The organism is Geobacter sp. SVR, from assembly GCF_016865365.1.
Taxonomy (GTDB): domain Bacteria; phylum Desulfobacterota; class Desulfuromonadia; order Geobacterales; family Pseudopelobacteraceae; genus Pelotalea.
Window position 1 is genome coordinate 244,825 of sequence record NZ_AP024469.1, and the last position, 16,543, is coordinate 261,367.

15 protein-coding genes and 2 pseudogenes are annotated in these 16,543 nt (G+C 50.2%); 7 read left to right on the top strand and 10 right to left on the bottom strand.

Annotation, left to right across the window (positions count from 1 at the left end):
- Positions 1 to 41 precede the first annotated feature (41 nt).
- The 9 genes and pseudogenes from GSVR_RS01365 to phnD all read right to left on the bottom strand — a co-directional run bounded on the left by GSVR_RS01365 (position 42) and on the right by phnD (position 8,536).
- Entirely contained in the window at positions 42 to 212 is a 171-nt protein-coding gene (locus tag GSVR_RS01365; protein ID WP_173201956.1) for a twin-arginine translocase TatA/TatE family subunit, read from the bottom strand.
- 170 nt (positions 213 to 382) lie between these two features.
- Positions 383 to 994 (bottom strand): molecular chaperone, encoded by a 612-nt coding sequence (locus tag GSVR_RS01370; RefSeq protein WP_173201955.1) that lies wholly within the window; start codon positions 992 to 994, stop codon positions 383 to 385.
- 89 nt (positions 995 to 1,083) lie between these two features.
- Positions 1,084 to 2,175: a molybdopterin dinucleotide binding domain-containing protein gene (locus GSVR_RS22300; protein WP_370552071.1), complete on the bottom strand. Its 1,092-nt coding sequence runs from the start codon at positions 2,173 to 2,175 to the stop codon at positions 1,084 to 1,086.
- Positions 2,167 to 3,639 (bottom strand): annotated as a pseudogene (locus tag GSVR_RS22305) (molybdopterin-dependent oxidoreductase); the annotation flags it as partial. The pseudogene GSVR_RS22305 and the gene GSVR_RS22300, both read right to left, overlap by 9 nt.
- Positions 3,640 to 3,930: pseudogene (locus GSVR_RS22310) on the bottom strand (twin-arginine translocation signal domain-containing protein); the annotation flags it as partial.
- 11 nt (positions 3,931 to 3,941) lie between these two features.
- The gene (locus GSVR_RS01380) at positions 3,942 to 4,607 is read right to left on the bottom strand and encodes a 4Fe-4S dicluster domain-containing protein (RefSeq protein WP_173201953.1); all 666 of its coding nucleotides are present in this window, start codon (positions 4,605 to 4,607) and stop codon (positions 3,942 to 3,944) included.
- A 158-nt stretch (positions 4,608 to 4,765) separates the two neighbouring features.
- The gene (locus GSVR_RS01385; RefSeq protein ID WP_173201952.1) at positions 4,766 to 6,184 is read right to left on the bottom strand and encodes a sigma-54 dependent transcriptional regulator; all 1,419 of its coding nucleotides are present in this window, start codon (positions 6,182 to 6,184) and stop codon (positions 4,766 to 4,768) included.
- On the bottom strand, positions 6,174 to 7,526 hold the full coding sequence (locus GSVR_RS01390; RefSeq protein ID WP_173201951.1) for an ATP-binding protein: 1,353 nt from the start codon (positions 7,524 to 7,526) through the stop codon (positions 6,174 to 6,176). The genes GSVR_RS01385 and GSVR_RS01390 overlap by 11 nt, the downstream gene beginning before the upstream one ends.
- Before the next feature lie 68 nt (positions 7,527 to 7,594).
- A complete protein-coding gene (gene phnD / locus GSVR_RS01395) occupies positions 7,595 to 8,536 on the bottom strand; it encodes a phosphate/phosphite/phosphonate ABC transporter substrate-binding protein (protein ID WP_173201950.1) in 942 nt (313 codons plus the stop codon).
- Positions 8,537 to 9,185: 649 nt separating this feature from the next.
- Here phnD and GSVR_RS01400 point away from each other — a divergent pair.
- Complete coding sequence (locus tag GSVR_RS01400) at positions 9,186 to 10,154, top strand: hypothetical protein (RefSeq protein WP_173201949.1); 969 nt, start codon at positions 9,186 to 9,188, stop codon at positions 10,152 to 10,154.
- A gap of 93 nt (positions 10,155 to 10,247) precedes the next feature.
- On the opposite strand, the gene GSVR_RS01405 is transcribed toward GSVR_RS01400, so the two are convergent.
- Positions 10,248 to 10,790 carry a helix-turn-helix transcriptional regulator gene (locus GSVR_RS01405; protein WP_239077426.1) on the bottom strand — a complete coding sequence of 181 codons (543 nt, stop codon included), beginning with the start codon at positions 10,788 to 10,790 and terminating at the stop codon, positions 10,248 to 10,250.
- On the opposite strand from GSVR_RS01405, the gene GSVR_RS01410 reads away from it, so the two are divergent.
- The 6 genes from GSVR_RS01410 (at position 10,766) to GSVR_RS01435 (ending at position 16,477) form a co-directional block, all read left to right on the top strand.
- Positions 10,766 to 11,191: an ATP-binding protein gene (locus GSVR_RS01410; protein ID WP_239077526.1), complete on the top strand. Its 426-nt coding sequence runs from the start codon at positions 10,766 to 10,768 to the stop codon at positions 11,189 to 11,191. The genes GSVR_RS01405 and GSVR_RS01410 overlap by 25 nt on opposite strands.
- 112 nt (positions 11,192 to 11,303) lie before the next feature.
- Positions 11,304 to 12,353, top strand: a complete 1,050-nt coding sequence (gmd, locus tag GSVR_RS01415) for a GDP-mannose 4,6-dehydratase (protein ID WP_173201946.1) — start codon at positions 11,304 to 11,306, stop codon at positions 12,351 to 12,353.
- 577 nt (positions 12,354 to 12,930) lie between these two features.
- The gene (locus GSVR_RS01420) at positions 12,931 to 13,305 is read left to right on the top strand and encodes a GDP-mannose 4,6-dehydratase (RefSeq protein ID WP_239077427.1); all 375 of its coding nucleotides are present in this window, start codon (positions 12,931 to 12,933) and stop codon (positions 13,303 to 13,305) included.
- Positions 13,298 to 14,254, top strand: a complete 957-nt coding sequence (locus tag GSVR_RS01425) for a GDP-mannose 4,6-dehydratase (protein WP_173201945.1) — start codon at positions 13,298 to 13,300, stop codon at positions 14,252 to 14,254. Before GSVR_RS01420 ends, GSVR_RS01425 begins: the two co-directional genes overlap by 8 nt.
- 51 nt (positions 14,255 to 14,305) lie before the next feature.
- Positions 14,306 to 15,649, top strand: coding sequence for a flippase (locus GSVR_RS01430; protein ID WP_173201944.1), 1,344 nt, complete (start codon positions 14,306 to 14,308; stop codon positions 15,647 to 15,649).
- Positions 15,650 to 15,667: 18 nt separating this feature from the next.
- Entirely contained in the window at positions 15,668 to 16,477 is an 810-nt protein-coding gene (locus GSVR_RS01435) for a DUF268 domain-containing protein (RefSeq protein ID WP_173201943.1), read from the top strand.
- The last annotated feature ends 66 nt before the right edge of the window (positions 16,478 to 16,543 follow it).

Here is a 16,543-nt window from a genome sequence, read left to right on the forward strand (position 1 = left end):
AACATTTATGCAGCATGTTATAACTGCCGAAAGAAAGCCGGTCAGCTTTCTTTCGGTTTGATTTCGATCTCGTCCTTACCTTCAGACGCCTTCTTGAAATTACGAATCGACTTGCCCACCGCTCCGCCAATCTCCGGCAGACGACCGGCCCCAAACACAACCATGACTATGACAAGTATAATAATCATCTCCGGCATTCCGAATCCAAACATGAGAGGCCTCCTTTTATAACTGCTCGTGTTAACCTCCTGTTAAATGCCACAACAACGTGACATTCAACAGGAGGTGTTAATCAGGCTAGTGACAAACGTTGTGTGTAACGTCTTCACCATATCCCTTCTTTGTCCTGATAATGGGGATAATGAGTAAATCTCTCTGCATCTCAGGCAATCATCAAAACCTCATCAAGGAGCAGGGCCGCACCTTTATAAAACTTGTTTGCATCAGAATCAGTAATCGTAGCAATAAATGCGGGAGCCCACTGTTTCATGTGGTCGTTGATAAACCCGCCCCTAGCGTTTTCAAGCGCCTGCAACATTTCCTGCTGCCCCGTTTCATGGGCAGCAATCATCTCTCCGGCCAGATAGCTCAGAAACTCAAGCTCAATACTGATATGGTCGTCCGGAGTACTGTACAGATCCTTCACCGCCATCCCGGCTTCAAGATATCTCCGCCTAACATCGATAGTTTCATCAGTCATAAGTTGATGTGATTCCGAGAGATACCAGGATGCATATGGAATTGCTACCTGCTTGATTGGCCCAAGAAACAGGCGGGTAAATTCCATAGCAAGTTCGTCTTGTAATTCTTCGAGGTTGTTGCTGTGAAGACGGGCCACTTCAACCATCTGAAGCATCCCCTTTGAAGCATCAGCTTCTGTCTCCGATGGTAGTTTCATCGCTGCCAGTTCACGCAAAAGTTCCAGAGTTGGTTCACTGTAAAAAATCCGGGCCAGCATGTTGTAAACAAATATCTCTCCATGTAATTCCTGCATACAGATCCTCCTTATTATCGTAAAAAAGCGGTGCCTGCTTGTTCTTGGCAGGCACCGCCATCTTTGAAGCATCTGCTAACCAACGTTGCTTAGGCCTTCTTTACCCGCACGACCATATCGGCATAGGCCGGGAAACCCATGACCGGACTCAAGGCATCCGGATCAACCAGATCATTGTGGCTCGGGGTATAGCCCCTGCTTTCGTACGCAGGCCCCATCCCTTTGCTGAACCTTCCGCCTGAAGCAAAGGCCATCTTGACAATGCCCGGTCGCATACCACCGGAAGCAAACACTTTGCCTTTGGTTGACTTACCCAAAGGGTTTTCCACAACAATGAGGTCGCCATTCTTGATCTTCAGCTTCTTGGCGTCATCATCGTTCATCCAGATGGTAGCAACTGAGTACGTATTCTTTTTGAACTTCATCTTGATGGTTTTCATCGGTTCATTACCGGTCGGCATCGCCTCAGGAACCTCTGACTCAAACTCGTTGTTCATCGGTTGCCAATGGCCTTCAGCCTTGACTTCACCCAGCCAGGGCACCATCTGGGTGCCGCTCATGCTTTGGTGTATGCGACCGCAAATCAACTGGAACGGATAATCCTTCGCATATTTCTGGTAGGCAGGGTTGGTGTAAGGGTTCCACTTGGTCTCAAACCAGAAGAAGGTTGTGGGGAATTTTGCAAAGCCGATCTCTTTCAACCCCATCGGTACATCTCCGCCAGCCTTCTCGATCTTCTCGTTATGCGATTTGTAACCGCCATACCGCTTGCCGCCTTCGGTCCAGTCAAACACGAACTCGATCATTTTGGTGGAGGTATTGGGGAAAAACTTGTTCGGCTCATCGGCATTGTGTTTCTTGTAGCGATGCCAGCTCATCGGCCAGATGGCAACGCCGTTGTTGTTGCGCAACCACTGGACGGTCACCGGCTTGCCCTTGACCGTCTTTTTCTCATTGTCTACAGATGCATCTCCTTTTTCCAGAGATTCCGGTGTGCCGATAAGCTTGTATCCCTCCGGATATTGAGGATACGGAAGCGGCGTACCGACGTTGACGCGACCGGGGGATACCGCCAGCATCTCATTGACAAAATCCTCTTCTGACTTGTACTTTTCCCAGAAATCAGAACCCTTGATATCCTTGTCGCCATAATCCACCAGCTTCTTTGCCAGCATGTTCATGATATCGGTCGGCTTCTTGGATTGGTGCAGCGGCTCTATCACCGCATCACGGTTATAGATTACCTGATGGGAAGGATAGATGTCTGAAAGACTCATCCTCTCCGCATAACTAGCCTCCGGCAGGATCACGTCTGCATAGAGGGCGCTCTCCAGATTGAGTGAGTCGATGAATACCGTCAACTCAACCTTGTAGTTACCTTTTGTATCCTTTGCCGTCAGCGAATCTATCCAGCGATCAGGGCGACTTCCGGTCAAAACAGCGTTGCCGGTGCGCAATACGAACGCCTTGATCGGGTATTTGTGGCCACGGAACGGACCATACTTGATCTCGACGCCATCTTTGAAGGCATTGGGGTAATCGGCCACCACATCATCCCATCCAGCTGGGTACTTGCTGCCGAAGAGGTCCATATGCAGGTGCTCAACCTCGCCTTCAACCTCCTTGCCGCCGATCATTCGTTTAATCTTCTTGCCCTTGAATTGCTTGCCGGAGGCCGAGCCGCCCTTGTCGGACTTGACCAGTTCGGTATCAATGGCACCACCGGGGGCATCAAAGTTACCGGTAATGATGTTCAGCACCGTACCGATGATGGAGCAGCAGTAGCCATTGTAGTGATGACCAGGAGACTGCATGCCCCAGACCAGTGCAGCCGGCTTGGTAATGCCGAACAGATGTGACAGATCTTCAATCTGTTTTTTGTCAAGACCTGTCCTGTTGGCGGCCCATTCGGTACTGAAATAACTCAAGCCGTTGATCGGGTCTTTCTTGCCCCACCATACCTTGAATTCCGCCATGAACTCGTCCCATCCCTTGACGAACTTTTTCATGTTCCAATCGATGTATTTCCGGTTCGGATCGTTTTGGTTATCGTTCTCAAGGATGTAGCGCAGCATGGCGGCGAACAGGTCGCCGTCGGTGCCGGCGCGGGGTGACAACCACATATCGGCACGGGCTGCCGTATTGCTCAGAGACGGGTCAATTACAACCACCTTGCAGCCATTCTCAACCTGGGCAGCAAGGGTGCCGCGCTGTTCGTAGTAAATACGTGTAGCGACAAAAGGGTTCCAGCCGTTGTAGATAATCAGCTTGGACTTGTACTCATAGTTCTGTTTGAGCGAACCATCAGGTTGACGCACCAGTTGCGGTCGCATGATATCCGGCTCAATCCGCTTGCCACCCAACATCAGCTTGGGACCATGGCGGCGTGGCGTGTCACAGATGGAGCCGTGCTCCACGCAGTTGGGTGTGCCGAGGGCGAAGAAGAGCCGGTGATACTGGTCGCGGTCGGTGACGTCGCCGGCGTCCATAATTATCGATTCAGCCCCGTAGTTTTTCTTGATCTTGGTCAGCTTTTCGGCGATATAGTCGGTCGCCTCTTCCCAACTTACCCGCTTGAACTTTCCTTCCCCCCTGGCGCCGACCCGGATCATTGGATACTTCAGGCGATAGGGAGAATAGACCAGTTGCTGGCCTGCCGCTCCTTTGGCGCAGCAGGTTCCGGCATTCATGGGCACTGCCTTGTTGCCGTAAATTTTGGCGATCTTGCCGTCCTTCACCCACATCTCCATGCCGCATTCAGCCGGGCACATGGCATCAGCGGTATACTTGACGGTGTACTTTCCCATCTCAACCTGCATAGCTTCAGCTTCGGCCGGAGAGAGTTTTTTTAAGTGGAGCAGGCCGCTCTGGGTAACAGCCGTTGCCCCGGCCAGCGCACCGGCATATTGTAAAAAGAGTCTTCTTGATATCTGCATGGATTCCCTCCTTATTTATTAAGATCGCCGTCGGCAAGTTTGAACAGATTGGCATCGCGAAGGATATATGGACTCTTCGGCTTGGTGTCAAATTCCGGGTGCCAGAGTTCCGTCTTGTTGTCACGGACCAATTTGGCAATTTCGCTGTTTGGATCGTTCAAGTCGCCGAAAATACGCGCTAAACCTGGGCAGTTCCTGACGCAGGCCGGCTCCTCGATTCCCTGGGCGAGACGATGACTACAGTAATCGCATTTGTCCACCATCCTAAGTTCTTTGGCAGTTTTGCCGCTGACTTCCTTGACCTTTTTGGCAAAAGGTTTCGGATCGTTTTTCACCGGGAGATGCGGATGGAGATAGCGGGCACCGTAGGGACATCCATTTACGCACCGGCCGCAGCCGATGCAGAGATCCCTGTTCACCATAACAACGCCATCCTCGCGCTTGTAGGTTGCTCCTTTTACCGGGCAGGGCTCAATGCAGGGCGGTTCTGCACAGTTGTTGCATAATTTGGGGAAAAAATGACGTTTTGCATCAGGATAAGCCCCCTCTTCGGCAAAATCCACTTTCGAGCGGAATTTACCCATCGGTACGGCATTTTCCATCTTGCAACTTACCTGGCACGAGGTGCAACCGACGCACCTGCGCAGATCCACCAGTAATCCGTACTGTTTGGACATGTGTACTCCTCCTTTGAAAGATTAATCTTTACTACGCCATCAAGAAACATGCCGATTTTTTTCATCATAATAACAGATAGTTGAACGGGACACACCTATGCAGCGCCTGCGCAGGTGTGCAGCCATTGCACAGGCGCATGGAGAAAAAACGGAACCAGTTACTCAGGAAGACCTGAAGAACTTTCCAGCAGTTTTTTGCGGAGGGTATTGCGGGCAATACCGAGCAACCGGGCTGCCTGCACCTGATTCTGACCGGTCAAGGACAGCGATTTTGTCACCATGCCGGTTTCAATCTGCTGAATAATATCCGGCAGACTACATGGCAGATTATTGGCAAACAGACGCTCGATAAAATCGTCAACCAGCCTGTTGCACGACTGGAGCGATTGAAAACAGCATGCATGACCATCTGAAACGGAAAGCAGCAGTTCCAGGGAGTTGTCGGTGGCCAGAAGCACAGCCTTCTGGATGACGTTTTCAAGCTCGCGGACATTGCCCGGCCAGGTATGGTTCCTGAGACGCTCCAGACTTTCCGAGGCAATGCTGCGAATATTCTTGTTGAAAAGTTGATTATACTTACGAATGAAATAGACACACAGTTCGCTGATATCCTCTTGCCGTTCCCGCAGAGGCGGCAAGGCTATGCTGATGACATTCAGCCGGTAAAACAGGTCTTCCCTGAAACTTTTCTTTCTGACCATATCGGCAAGGTCGCAATGGGTGGCAGCGATAATACGCACATCAACCCGCAAGGTTTCAATGCCCCCAACCCGCTGGAAACTGCCGTCTTGCAGAACCCTCAGCAGTTTGCCCTGCAAAGGTAGCGGCAGATCGCCGATTTCATCCAGAAAGATGGTGCCGCCGTGGCATTGCTCGAATTTGCCGGGGTGCCTGACCGTAGCGCCGGTAAACGCCCCTTTTTCATGACCGAACAGCTCACTTTCCAAAAGTGTGTCGGGAATAGCGGAACAGTTGATGGCCAGAAACGGCTTGCGGGTACGCAGGCCGTGCTTGTAAAGCGCCCGCGCCACAAGTTCCTTGCCGGTTCCCGTTTCTCCCTGGATCAGCACGGTGGTATCGCTTGGCGCTGTCTTGCCGATCTGCTTGAACACCTCCAGCATCTTTCTGCTGGCACCGACAATCCGATCTTCAGCCCCATCGGTTTGCTCCTGACCATCAAAGACCAGATCGGCAAGCATCCGCCCCGACTGGAGCGCATCATTGATTACCTTGAGCAGATGTGCGTTATCGAACGGCTTGAGCAAGAAGTCAAAGGCTCCCTGCTTCATCGCCTCAATGGCCCGCTCGGTTGAACTAAAGGCGGTCATCAGAATAACCTGCACTGCCGGATAGCTTTCTTTGATCCTGGCCAGCGTCGCAAGCCCGTCCATACCCGGCATGGCTATATCCATGACCACAACATGTACAGGATGTTGCGATAGCATGCTCAAGGCTTTTTCACCACTGGAGGCCGTATCCACTTCAAAGCCTTCGGAAACCAGAAAGCGTTGCAAGGCATAGCAGATGGCCTGCTGGTCGTCCACAATCAGGATATGTCCGGTTTCATCATGGTTCATTGGCTGCTCCGGTTTTCTTGGTAGTCATATCTGATGCTACGGGAAAAGAAACAGCAAACATCGTGCCCGTAGAGTCACAGCAAAAATCGATCGTGCCGCCGAAATGCCCGACTATGTTATGAATAACCGACAACCCCAGTCCGGTGCCTTCCGGTTTTGTCGTGAAAAACGGATCGAATATTTTGTCCCTTATCGCTTCCGGGATGCCGCCGCCACTGTCACGCACCCTGATCTCAACCCTGTTGTCCACCGTTATCCCGCCGGAGATATGTAGCTCCCCTCCTTCCGGCATCGCTTCAACGGCATTCATGAGCAGATTGAGCAGCACCTGTTCAATCATTGCCCGATCAGCCAAGACCGGTGGCATGGCTGCAAGCTCGGTTGCAACTTCTATTCCTTGTATCCGCATCTGATAGCGGCAAATGTACAAAACATGATGCGTCACTTCCGGCAGATCGACAGCCTGAGGCGTTGCTTCCTCAATATGGGTGAAGGCAAGAAATTGTTTGAGCAGGGTCTCCATCCGTTCGGTTTCCGACAGGACGACCTCAATGTCTTTTCGTGTGGGTGAAGAGCTTTCAAGAAAGGACTGAAAGAGTATCTTGATACTGGTCAGCGGATTGCGGATTTCATGTGCCAAACCTGCTGAAAGCTGCCCCAGCGCACTCAGCTTCTCGGTCCGCAACATCTGGCGCATCGTCTCCTGCGCCCGTTGCCGGGAGGAAGCCAACTCCTGCGACAAGGTATCAAAGGTTGCGGCAAGGGCGCCAAGTTCGCCGTGGCCGGCAAGACCGACCCGCTTGCCGAATTCTCCGCGTATCAGCGCTTCACCATGTGCTATCAAATGATTAAGGGGTCGGGCAAGATAGCGGTTAAGAAGAAGGGAAAACAGCAGTGCCCCTAAAATGGCGATGCCGCTGCCGACAGCAATCCGGTTGCGCAACCGTTCCTGTGTAACGGTAATACGAGTTTCTTTCAGCCCCAGATGCAGCTCAGCAGGAAGGCCACTGAATACTTTCACCCCCACATCACGGATCGTCCCGACCTCCGTGGCAAGCAACTGGACTGTTTCTTCCTTGTTTCCGGTGGGGTTCCATTCCGTGAGTCCGACAGGATAGCCGGTTCCGAAGGTATGGGCGAACAGCTTGCCGTCCATCCCGATCACAAAGGCGTAGTGCAGATCACTGTCGCTCTTCAGTGAAGCGGAAATGGCCGCCTCGGTCTGGTACGGCTCATCCTGTACCACCTGATCGGCTATCCGGTCGGCAAGATTGCGGGCAATGGTCAGCCCGTACCTGCTCTGCTCCGCCCGGAGTGCGGACGTCACCTCCAGCCGCACCACCAGGAGAATCAGGACCGTCAGGAGCGACAGCAGAAGGGTGTTCAGTAGAAATATTCTCAACCAGAATTTCATGGTTTGAAGAGGTCGTACCGGCGAACCAACTGGCGAATCCGCGCCAGTGCGGATTCATTTATATCCACAAAGCCACGGGACATCTCCGTATGTTCCCAGTCAATCAGGCGAGCGGCATCCTTGCCCGCCGGATCAAAGGCAAGCAAGGCGGATTTGAGAGAAGCCAGCAGGGCAGGATCGACCCCTTTGCCATAGCAGATCAGGCTGCTGGGAGAAGGTTCCGACACAGCTAGAATCCTAACCTTGCCCTCAGCTTCAAGCCGTCGGGCCAAGGTATCCTGAAGTCCTCCGACATCATAACGGCCGTTAATGACCAGACGTGCCGTCTCCGCATGGGAATCGGTAAAGGTGTAGTCCGCCAGATCGTGCAGGGCTATTCCGGCCTGCTCCAGCATGTTGCGCGGCAGCAGGTGCCCCTGGGTTGAGTACTTGTTGCCGAAGGCAAAGGTTTTTCCCTGCAGTTCCTGAAGGCTTTTGATGGCGCTGCCGCGACGGGTGACGATGATGCTGCGGTACTCGGCCCGTTTTTCAGCGTTCAGCCCCATGACCAGACATCCCGCTCCATATTTTTCCCGCGCCCGAACGCAGTTAACCGGCCCCATGGCTGCGAACTGTATCTCCCGCCGTCCCAGGGCATCAACGGTTTCACCATATCCTTTGGTGAAACGGATCGCAAACCTGTGCCCGGTTTCCTCCTCAAGGTATTTGAGAAACGGGGCATAAATCCGGACATCTTCCTTTGGTCCAAGGCGCAGGTCAAAACCGAAAACCAAGGCGGGCTGTGCTTGAGGGGCTGTCGCAGGTGGTTGATGTATGAGCGGCGCCTGTGGGGCAAGCCGTACTTTTTTTGCCTGTTCAGACTGCTCACAGCCTGATACTGCCATGGACAGCAGCACGGAAATCATCAGCAGGGCTGCTCTGTGCACAAGGAGAATCACATAGCCTCCACGACGGCTGAAACTCAATTACCAATCATGACAGACTATAGAGACATACACTCGTTATGGCAAGTCATGTTCCCGAAAGCAGCCGGTTTTCCGGATTTATAACCACTGCCGCCACTGACCATTAACCTGTCGCTGTGTAATGAATGTCCAAACAATCGGATGATTAAGTATCTTAACTTAAACATCGATTTGATACTCTTACCGCCTCACGGCTTTCGTACGGTAGTTGCCGGCTTATTCTTACAGAAACGGCTGGTGATATCCATTTCCAGGACGAATCGGTTTGTCGTCCATATGCGTACTCACCTGCACCGGCTCCAAGGCTATTTACGAATTTGGAATCAGAAAGTTGTCAAATTTGCAACTTCAACCGTAAAAGCATAAAACACCTATATATCTGACTTTATTCAGTTATTTTGATATGGTACACATAGGCTGGCAAAGAAGAAAACGACAGCCCCTATCCCCAAAAGCTTCAGAAAGTTGTCAGAATTCTTCCGACCATCCACGTCAGTAAAACATCGCATTTCCGATTCAAGTCCAAATCATCAATCTGAAACAAGAATAGCCCCAAAGTGCGTAAGAACTGTCGCCATCTGGGGCTATTTCTATAATCCAACCTATCCAAGAAGGAGGCCCTATGGAATTAGTCCAATTTCTCATGGCAGTAGCGACCCGACACGAGCGAGAAAAGGATGAGTATGAGGAGGAAATAAAGGAATTAAACCTGAGGCAGAAAAAGAATCTGAGCGGTCGGACAAGTTTCACCCTGACCTATGACGATGAGTTGGCACTGCTTAAAGGAGTCATTGGTTTGGTTCGCGGAAAGCCACCCTGCTTGAAGAGACTCACAGCGCCGGCCATTGGAGTCCTTGCCTACATCCTCATGGCAAAAGTTGAAAATGATGTCTTTATTGAAGGCCATGAAATTGTAACCAAACTGGTTTATGACCCGGAAAAAACAATCGTGTATCTGAAAGGTTTTGCTGAGCTGAAAGAAAGGGGATGGATCAGGGTGATTGACAGACCTGGCATGTCCTTCACCGATCAACCGCCTTTCAGCTGGCTACAGGCGTGGTTGGAGTTGAGCGAATCCTTTGATAAAGCAATGGGAGTTTGTCAGGATAACAGTCGAGCCTTTGCATCGAATGATGGATATTTGGATGCAGTCTACTCCTATCTCTATGCATTGATTCATGATGACATCAACCGTTACAAGGTAACCGATTCTGAAGCAGTTCTGGAAACTCTGGAACCAGAAGGTTGGTACAGAAGGGTTGCACAGAGAGTTGAAGTATCGACGTGCCCACTTCCGGCTGCAGAAGCACAGCATAAATATTCCCTGAGTATCTTTCAACATCTGACACTGATGGGATTATTGGCTCAGCGTGATGGTGATTTGAAGTTCGATTTTAATGATCCGTCCGAAGTGACAAGCCTGTTTGCCCGTGGCCGGGTCTGCCGAAAGCGCATGAAAGACCATCTGTTCGCTGATAAAAGCCATTTGAAACGCAACAGGCTCCTGGAAGGAACCCGTAGTGAGTTCGGAGAAACTGTTCAATTGACTCAGCTCGGCTTTTCACACCTCTTTTCAATTGTATTCCCATAATCGATAGCTGAGAGTGCCTAATTGGTGGTGTCTGCTTGTAGTTGTAAAGATTCCGCTCGTATATAAACTCTGAGTTGACTATCAAGACTATTTCTAAACCCCCTGCTCTTCCAGAAACTGCTTGATCTTCTCTCTGTTCTTCTTGAATGGATAGTGCCTCCCGCTCAGCCAATCTGATAGCTGTTCTGGATCTCTCCCCATTAATTCGCCAAGATGATCAAAGTTCATTCCTGAAGCTCGTTTATACCATGCAAGCCGCCCAACGGTGTCATCCGGACAGTCGAACGGAATATAACCTAGAAATTTGATAATTCTTGGATTATATTGCAGTTCTGGTTCGGTGCCATGTTCCCAGTTCCAGATTGAGGACTCGGTGACGCCGATGATCTCGGCAACTTCTCTCTGGAGGAGGCTGAGATCCATTCGTTTCTTACGGATGTGTTCACCGACTGTGATGGGGAATTCAGGATAACCGGGAAGCTGCTGTTTTTCGAGGGGAATTTGAATTGAGAACGAGTGCCGTTTTAAGTGGGTATAGTAGAGAAAGGTCAACACACCCCTGCCCCTGCGGCTATCTGGCTGATCCGATCCATCCCTGCAGTTGTACCCCCATCTCCATCCATCGTTATCGGTCACGTATCTCCGGGCCTCTTCTGGACCGAATCGACATTCACATCGAGGTGCCTGCCGTGAAATACCGGGACCTCTCCGATCGGGGAGAATCGGAAAGCTCGGCAGACATAGGACGGCGCGTGGAGCGTTCGCGGCAGATTCAGCTCGAGCGATTCTCCGGTACGAGGATCCACTGCAATGCCCAGATGACACCACGCTTCATAAAAAAACATTGTGATCTGGATGCTGCCGGCAATCGCATGCTGGAACTGGTGACGGATCGCCTCGGTTTTTCCGCCCGCACCTACAACCGCATTCTCAAGGTTGCCAGAACCATTGCCGATTTGGGAGAGAGCGAACATATCCGCGAAGAGCACATCGCCGAAGCAATCCAGTATCGCAGTCTGGACCGGAAGTCGGTCTAGCCGCCCCGTCTCCTTGATCCTACATATACCCGAAAAGATTTTTACGGGACATGTGAATATCTTGTGGTAAAGTTATAATCTTGCGCACTAATAATATCATTGGGGTAACTGAATGAAAAAAGCATTAATTACCGGAATCACCGGTCAGGATGGATCCTATCTAGCCGAGTTGCTGCTTTCCAAAGGCTATGAGGTGCACGGCATGATCCGCCGCTCCTCATCATTCAATACCGGCCGCATCAACCATATCTATCGCGATCCCCACGAAAAGGATGTACGCCTGTTCCTGCACTACGGCGATCTGAACGATGCCAGCTCCATCAACCTGCTTTTGCGCGACATCCGGCCCGACGAGATCTACAACCTGGGTGCCCAGAGCCATGTGCGCGTGTCGTTTGACGTGCCGGAGTATACCGGGGAAGTGGATGCCCTGGGTGCCGTACGCATTCTGGAGGGGATCCGCGAAACCGGCCTGAACACCCGCTTCTACCAAGCCTCTTCTTCCGAGCTGTATGGCAAGGTGGTCGAAACCCCACAGAAGGAGACTACCCCCTTTTATCCCCGCTCCCCCTATGCCTGTGCCAAGGCATATGCTTTTTATATCACCATGAACTACCGCGAGAGCTATGGCTTGCATGCCAGCAACGGCATCCTCTTCAACCACGAATCCCCCCGCCGGGGAGAAACCTTCGTGACCCGCAAAATCACCCGCGCCGCGGCTCGCATCAGGCTCGACATGCAGGAATGTCTCTACCTGGGCAACCTGGATGCCAAGCGCGACTGGGGCTTTGCCGGCGATTATGTCGAGGCGATGTGGCTGATGCTGCAGCAGGAACAGCCAGATGACTATGTCATCGCCACCGGAGAGACCTGGTCGGTGCGCAGCTTTGCCGAAAAAGTCTTCGAACGTCTGGGCATGCCGCTGGAGTGGCGGGGCAATGGAGAATCTGAGACAGGGATCGACCGTGCGAGCGGTAAGGTTGTACTACGGATCGACCCCAAATACTTCCGTCCGGCCGAGGTTGACCTGCTGTTGGGCGACCCCACCAAGGCGAAGCGTCAGTTAGGCTGGGAGCTGAAGACAAGTTTCGATCAACTGGTGGAGATGATGGTTGATGCGGATTTGAAGCTAGCTGAGCGGGAGAAGCGGGCTGACGCGTAAAAAACCAAGTCTGCTATTTTTCGAAGCGATGATGTTTTTTGCCCTCATTCTCTACACGCCGTGAGAAGGCGATCTGTATTCATCTCACGGTGATTGGTGCTCCTGCACATCGAGCGGTAAAATCAGGGCTATCAACGGTTCCCGATCCCGTGTCGTCAACAACCTGCTGCCCTGGACGATCCGAAGCATCGTCGTTCGTGTAAAAGAACAGGCTCTAGACCATCAGGAAACCTCTGATAGGCTAGAGCCTTTTAAAATCCCCAATTTCATCTTTCTCTTTCCAAAAACCTGCATGACCCCATGCTCCTTTCACATCTTTTCATGAAAAGCGGAAGCAATCCAGTATCGCAGTCTGGATCGGAAGCCGATCTAACTGCACCCCACGTCTTTGATCCTGCATATAACCGAAAAGATTTTCACGAGACATGTAAACATTTCGTGGTAAAATTCTAATATGATTTATTAATAATCATCTTCGGAGTCATTGCATGGAAAAAGCATTAATAATCGGCATCACCGGCCAGGATGGATCCTCTCTGGCCGAATTGCGTTTTCCAAAGGCTATGGAGTGCATGGCATGATCCGGCGCTCCTCATCATACAGTTCCGCACGTATAAACCATATCCATCGCGATCCCTATGAAATGGATGTACGCCTGTTCCTGCACTACGGCGATCTGAACGATGCCAGCTCTATCAACCGCTTGGGCATGCCGCTGGAGTGGCATGGAGGCGGCGAGGCGGAAACCGGTATGGACCGCACCAGCGGCAGGGCGATGATCTGGATTGCTTCCCGCTGCTTCCGTTCGGCTAAGGTGGACCTGCTGGGCGATCCATCCAAGGCCAGGCAGCAACTGGGATGGGAGCTGAAGACCGATTTCGACCAACTGGTCGAGCTGATGGTGGATGCGGATCTGAAGCCGGTTGAACGGGAGCAGCGAGCGAATGGGTAAACGGGCGCTGATCTGCGGCATCTCAGGGCAAGACGGGGCGTATCTTTCCCAGTTATTGCTTGAAAAAGATTATGAGGTCCACGGAACGGCACGCGACGCCCAAATGGCGATCTTCGGCAACCTCGCCCGCCTCGGCATTAAACAGCGGGTGAGCTTCCATTCCATGGCGCTTAATGATTTCCGAAGCGTTTTGCAGGTTTTGGCCAAGGTCCGACCGGACGAGATCTACAACCTGGCAGGTCAAAGTTCGGTGGGGCTTTCCTTTGAACAGCCTGTTGAGACGTTGGAAAGCATCAGTGTGGGAACCCTTAACCTTTTGGAAGCCATGCGTTTTATTGACCAGCCCACAAAGCTGTACAATGCAGGCTCAAGTGAGTGTTTTGGCAACACGGGGGGACAGCCGGCAGATGAAACTACACCGTTTCGGCCCCGCAGCCCGTATGCAGTAGCAAAGGCAACTGCATTCTGGGAAGTGGCCAATTATCGGGAAGCATATCGTCTCTTTGCCTGCACCGGCATCCTTTTCAATCACGAATCTCCTCTGCGTCCCGAGCGTTTTGTAACCGGTAAGATAGTAAAAGCAGCATGTCGAATTGCATCAGGCAGCGACGAGAAACTACATTTGGGAAACATTTCCATTGCCCGAGATTGGGGATGGGCACCGGAGTATGTTGAGGCGATGTGGCGGATGTTGCAGCACGACAGAGCTGACGATTATGTGATTGCCACAGGTGAAACCAATACGCTGGAGGATTTTATAGCCGAGGCTTTCAGGTGCGTCGGGCTCGATTGGCGCAAGTATGTCATAAGTGATTCCGCTTTATTGCGCCCCTCTGAAATTATGGTCAGCCGGGGGTATCCCCGGAAGGCGCTCACGATACTTGGCTGGAAAGCGCGGAGTTCAATGGAAGATGTGGTCAGACTGATGATGGACTCCGGTAAAAAATAGGCAACTCCGGAACGGCTTCTCAGTATTTTACTGGAGTAACTGACAAATCGAATGGATTTATTGTTATCCAAACATATTCCGGGATTTATCCGAGATCGCCTGGAGGGGCGTCATAATTTACAAAGAGTAGTAGCCAATATCAGCTGGCTTTTTGTCGATAACATAATACGCATGGGAGTCGGCATGCTGGTTGGCGTCTGGGTAGCCCGGTACCTGGGACCTGAGCAATATGGCCGAATTAATTATGCAACTGCATTTGTTTCGTTATTCTTTGCAGTGACGACACTTGGGCTTGATAGCATAGTTGTACGCGAGATTGTTAAAGATACTTCGAGCTCTGGTGAGATTCTTGGTAGTGCATTCATTCTGAAGTTATTGGGAGGAATTACTACTTTTATTTTATCGTTGGTGATTATAATTGTAAGCCGACCTAATGATACTATTACACATTGGCTTGTGGGTATAACTTCGCTTGGCACTGTTTTCCAATCCCTTGATACAATCAATTTCTGGTTTCAATCTCAAGTTAAATCTAAGTATGTGGTATACGCAAAAAGCTGTGCTTTCTTGATAATATCAATGATAAAAATCGTTTTTATTATTAGCAAAGCACCGCTTATTGCTTTTGCATGGACAGGATTTGCTGAGATAGTATTGGGCTCATGTGGCCTGGTTATCGTATATCGTCTTTATGGTCAAACTCTTAAAACGTGGTCGGCCACAGTAAGAAGAATGCAAAATTTACTGAACGAAAGTTGGCCATTGATTTTTTCAGGTATAGCTATTTATGTGCAGGCTCGTATCGATCAGGTCATGCTGGGTGATATGTTGGGTAATGTTGAGGTTGGCCAGTTCTCAGCTGCGATGAAGCTCATAGAGGTTTTTGGATTTGTGCCTATGATAATTCAAAGCACTATAGCTCCATCAATAACTATGGCAAGAGCTGTCAGTGATAGAGCATATTATACGCGGCTTTTAAATTTATATCGCCTTATGTTTTTATTGTTTTTATCTACAGCCATCCCTATTTTTTTGTTCGCAAAGGAATTTGTAGTGTTCTTTTACGGCAATAACTATGCGGCGGCTGGAGTACTATTGTCGTTATTTGCCATAAGACTGTTGTTTACGAATTTTGGGGTTGCAAAAGATTTATATATAACAAATGAAGGGCTGTTCAGGTATTCATTGATAACATCAGTTTTAGGATGCATTGCAAACATAGTCCTCAATTATGTATTGATTCCACGTTATGCTTCAGTAGGCGCAATCATATCAATGATTATTTCCTTTGCTATAACTATTTTTATAGTTGACTTATTCTTTGAACAACTACGAAAAAATTTAAAAGTCATGTTTTACGCAATCATAACGCCATGGAAGATTACGTTGCACTAAATACATAGTTGGAGATTTATGAAGCTCCTGAGGAAGATGAATTTCCTGCTTTTTCTGGCGGGGTTGAATTTACAGGGATTGGCGTCCTTTCTTTGGCTCATGCCGAAGTACGCCAGGGATTTTCTGTACTTCAAAAAACAATCTGACTGGAAAATAGCAGCTTACCCTTGTCTTTATGACACCAAGACGCAATCGGCGACCTTGGGTGAATATTTTTGGCAAGATATGTATGTGGCCGGGAAAATTATAAACTCGGCGCAGGGGGGAAGACATATTGATATCGGCAGCAGGGTGGATGGTTTTATATCCATTGTAGCCTCGGTGCGGCCAATAGAGGTTTTTGATATACGTCCCCTGAAGGTGAAAATTCCAAACGTGGAGTTTCATCAGTGGGATATGACAGTTCCTTCGTGCGGACAGGTTGAGGCGGATAGTGTCAGCTGTTTGCACACTATTGAGCATGTGGGGTTGGGGCGCTACGGAGATCGCATTGATCCCGACGGGTGGAAGTGCGCCTTGATTAATGTACTTTCTCTGCTAAAAGAGAATGGAGTTCTGTGGTTGTCAGTGCCGATCGGCATTGAAAGAGTCGAGTTCAATGCTCATCGCATATTTAATCCCCACACTATAGATACCTTGCTCTGTGGTAGCGGAATGGAGTTACTTGAATTCTCGTACGTGGATGGCACCGGCTTGTACAAAACAGAAAATACAGTGAGTGAAATGATGCGGTTGGCACATCTGAAATACTCTCTTGGAATATTTTGCTATCGAAAAATCGGAAAAATTTCCGATTTTGATGACGAATCCTGCATTGGTGCCTGTTAAGTATGGACGTTTGATCGAGCCGAACAGTTGGCGCGCGCTCTCGGTGTTTTTTCTGAATGAAAGAGT

Excerpts from the sequence above, each read along its gene's own strand:
- GSVR_RS01365 (WP_173201956.1), bottom strand. The coding sequence starts at position 212 with ATGTTTGGATTCGGAATGCCGGAGATGATTATTATACTTGTCATAGTC.
- GSVR_RS01385 (WP_173201952.1), bottom strand. The coding sequence starts at position 6,184 with ATGAACCATGATGAAACCGGACATATCCTGATTGTGGACGACCAGCAG.
- GSVR_RS01370 (WP_173201955.1), bottom strand. The coding sequence starts at position 994 with ATGCAGGAATTACATGGAGAGATATTTGTTTACAACATGCTGGCCCGG.
- GSVR_RS01400 (WP_173201949.1), top strand. The coding sequence starts at position 9,186 with ATGGAATTAGTCCAATTTCTCATGGCAGTAGCGACCCGACACGAGCGA.
- GSVR_RS01430 (WP_173201944.1), top strand. The coding sequence starts at position 14,306 with ATGGATTTATTGTTATCCAAACATATTCCGGGATTTATCCGAGATCGC.
- GSVR_RS22300 (WP_370552071.1), bottom strand. The coding sequence starts at position 2,175 with ATGAACATGCTGGCAAAGAAGCTGGTGGATTATGGCGACAAGGATATC.
- GSVR_RS01425 (WP_173201945.1), top strand. The coding sequence starts at position 13,298 with ATGGGTAAACGGGCGCTGATCTGCGGCATCTCAGGGCAAGACGGGGCG.
- GSVR_RS01435 (WP_173201943.1), top strand. The coding sequence starts at position 15,668 with ATGAAGCTCCTGAGGAAGATGAATTTCCTGCTTTTTCTGGCGGGGTTG.
- GSVR_RS01380 (WP_173201953.1), bottom strand. The coding sequence starts at position 4,607 with ATGTCCAAACAGTACGGATTACTGGTGGATCTGCGCAGGTGCGTCGGT.
- GSVR_RS01420 (WP_239077427.1), top strand. The coding sequence starts at position 12,931 with ATGATCCGGCGCTCCTCATCATACAGTTCCGCACGTATAAACCATATC.
- gmd (WP_173201946.1), top strand. The coding sequence starts at position 11,304 with ATGAAAAAAGCATTAATTACCGGAATCACCGGTCAGGATGGATCCTAT.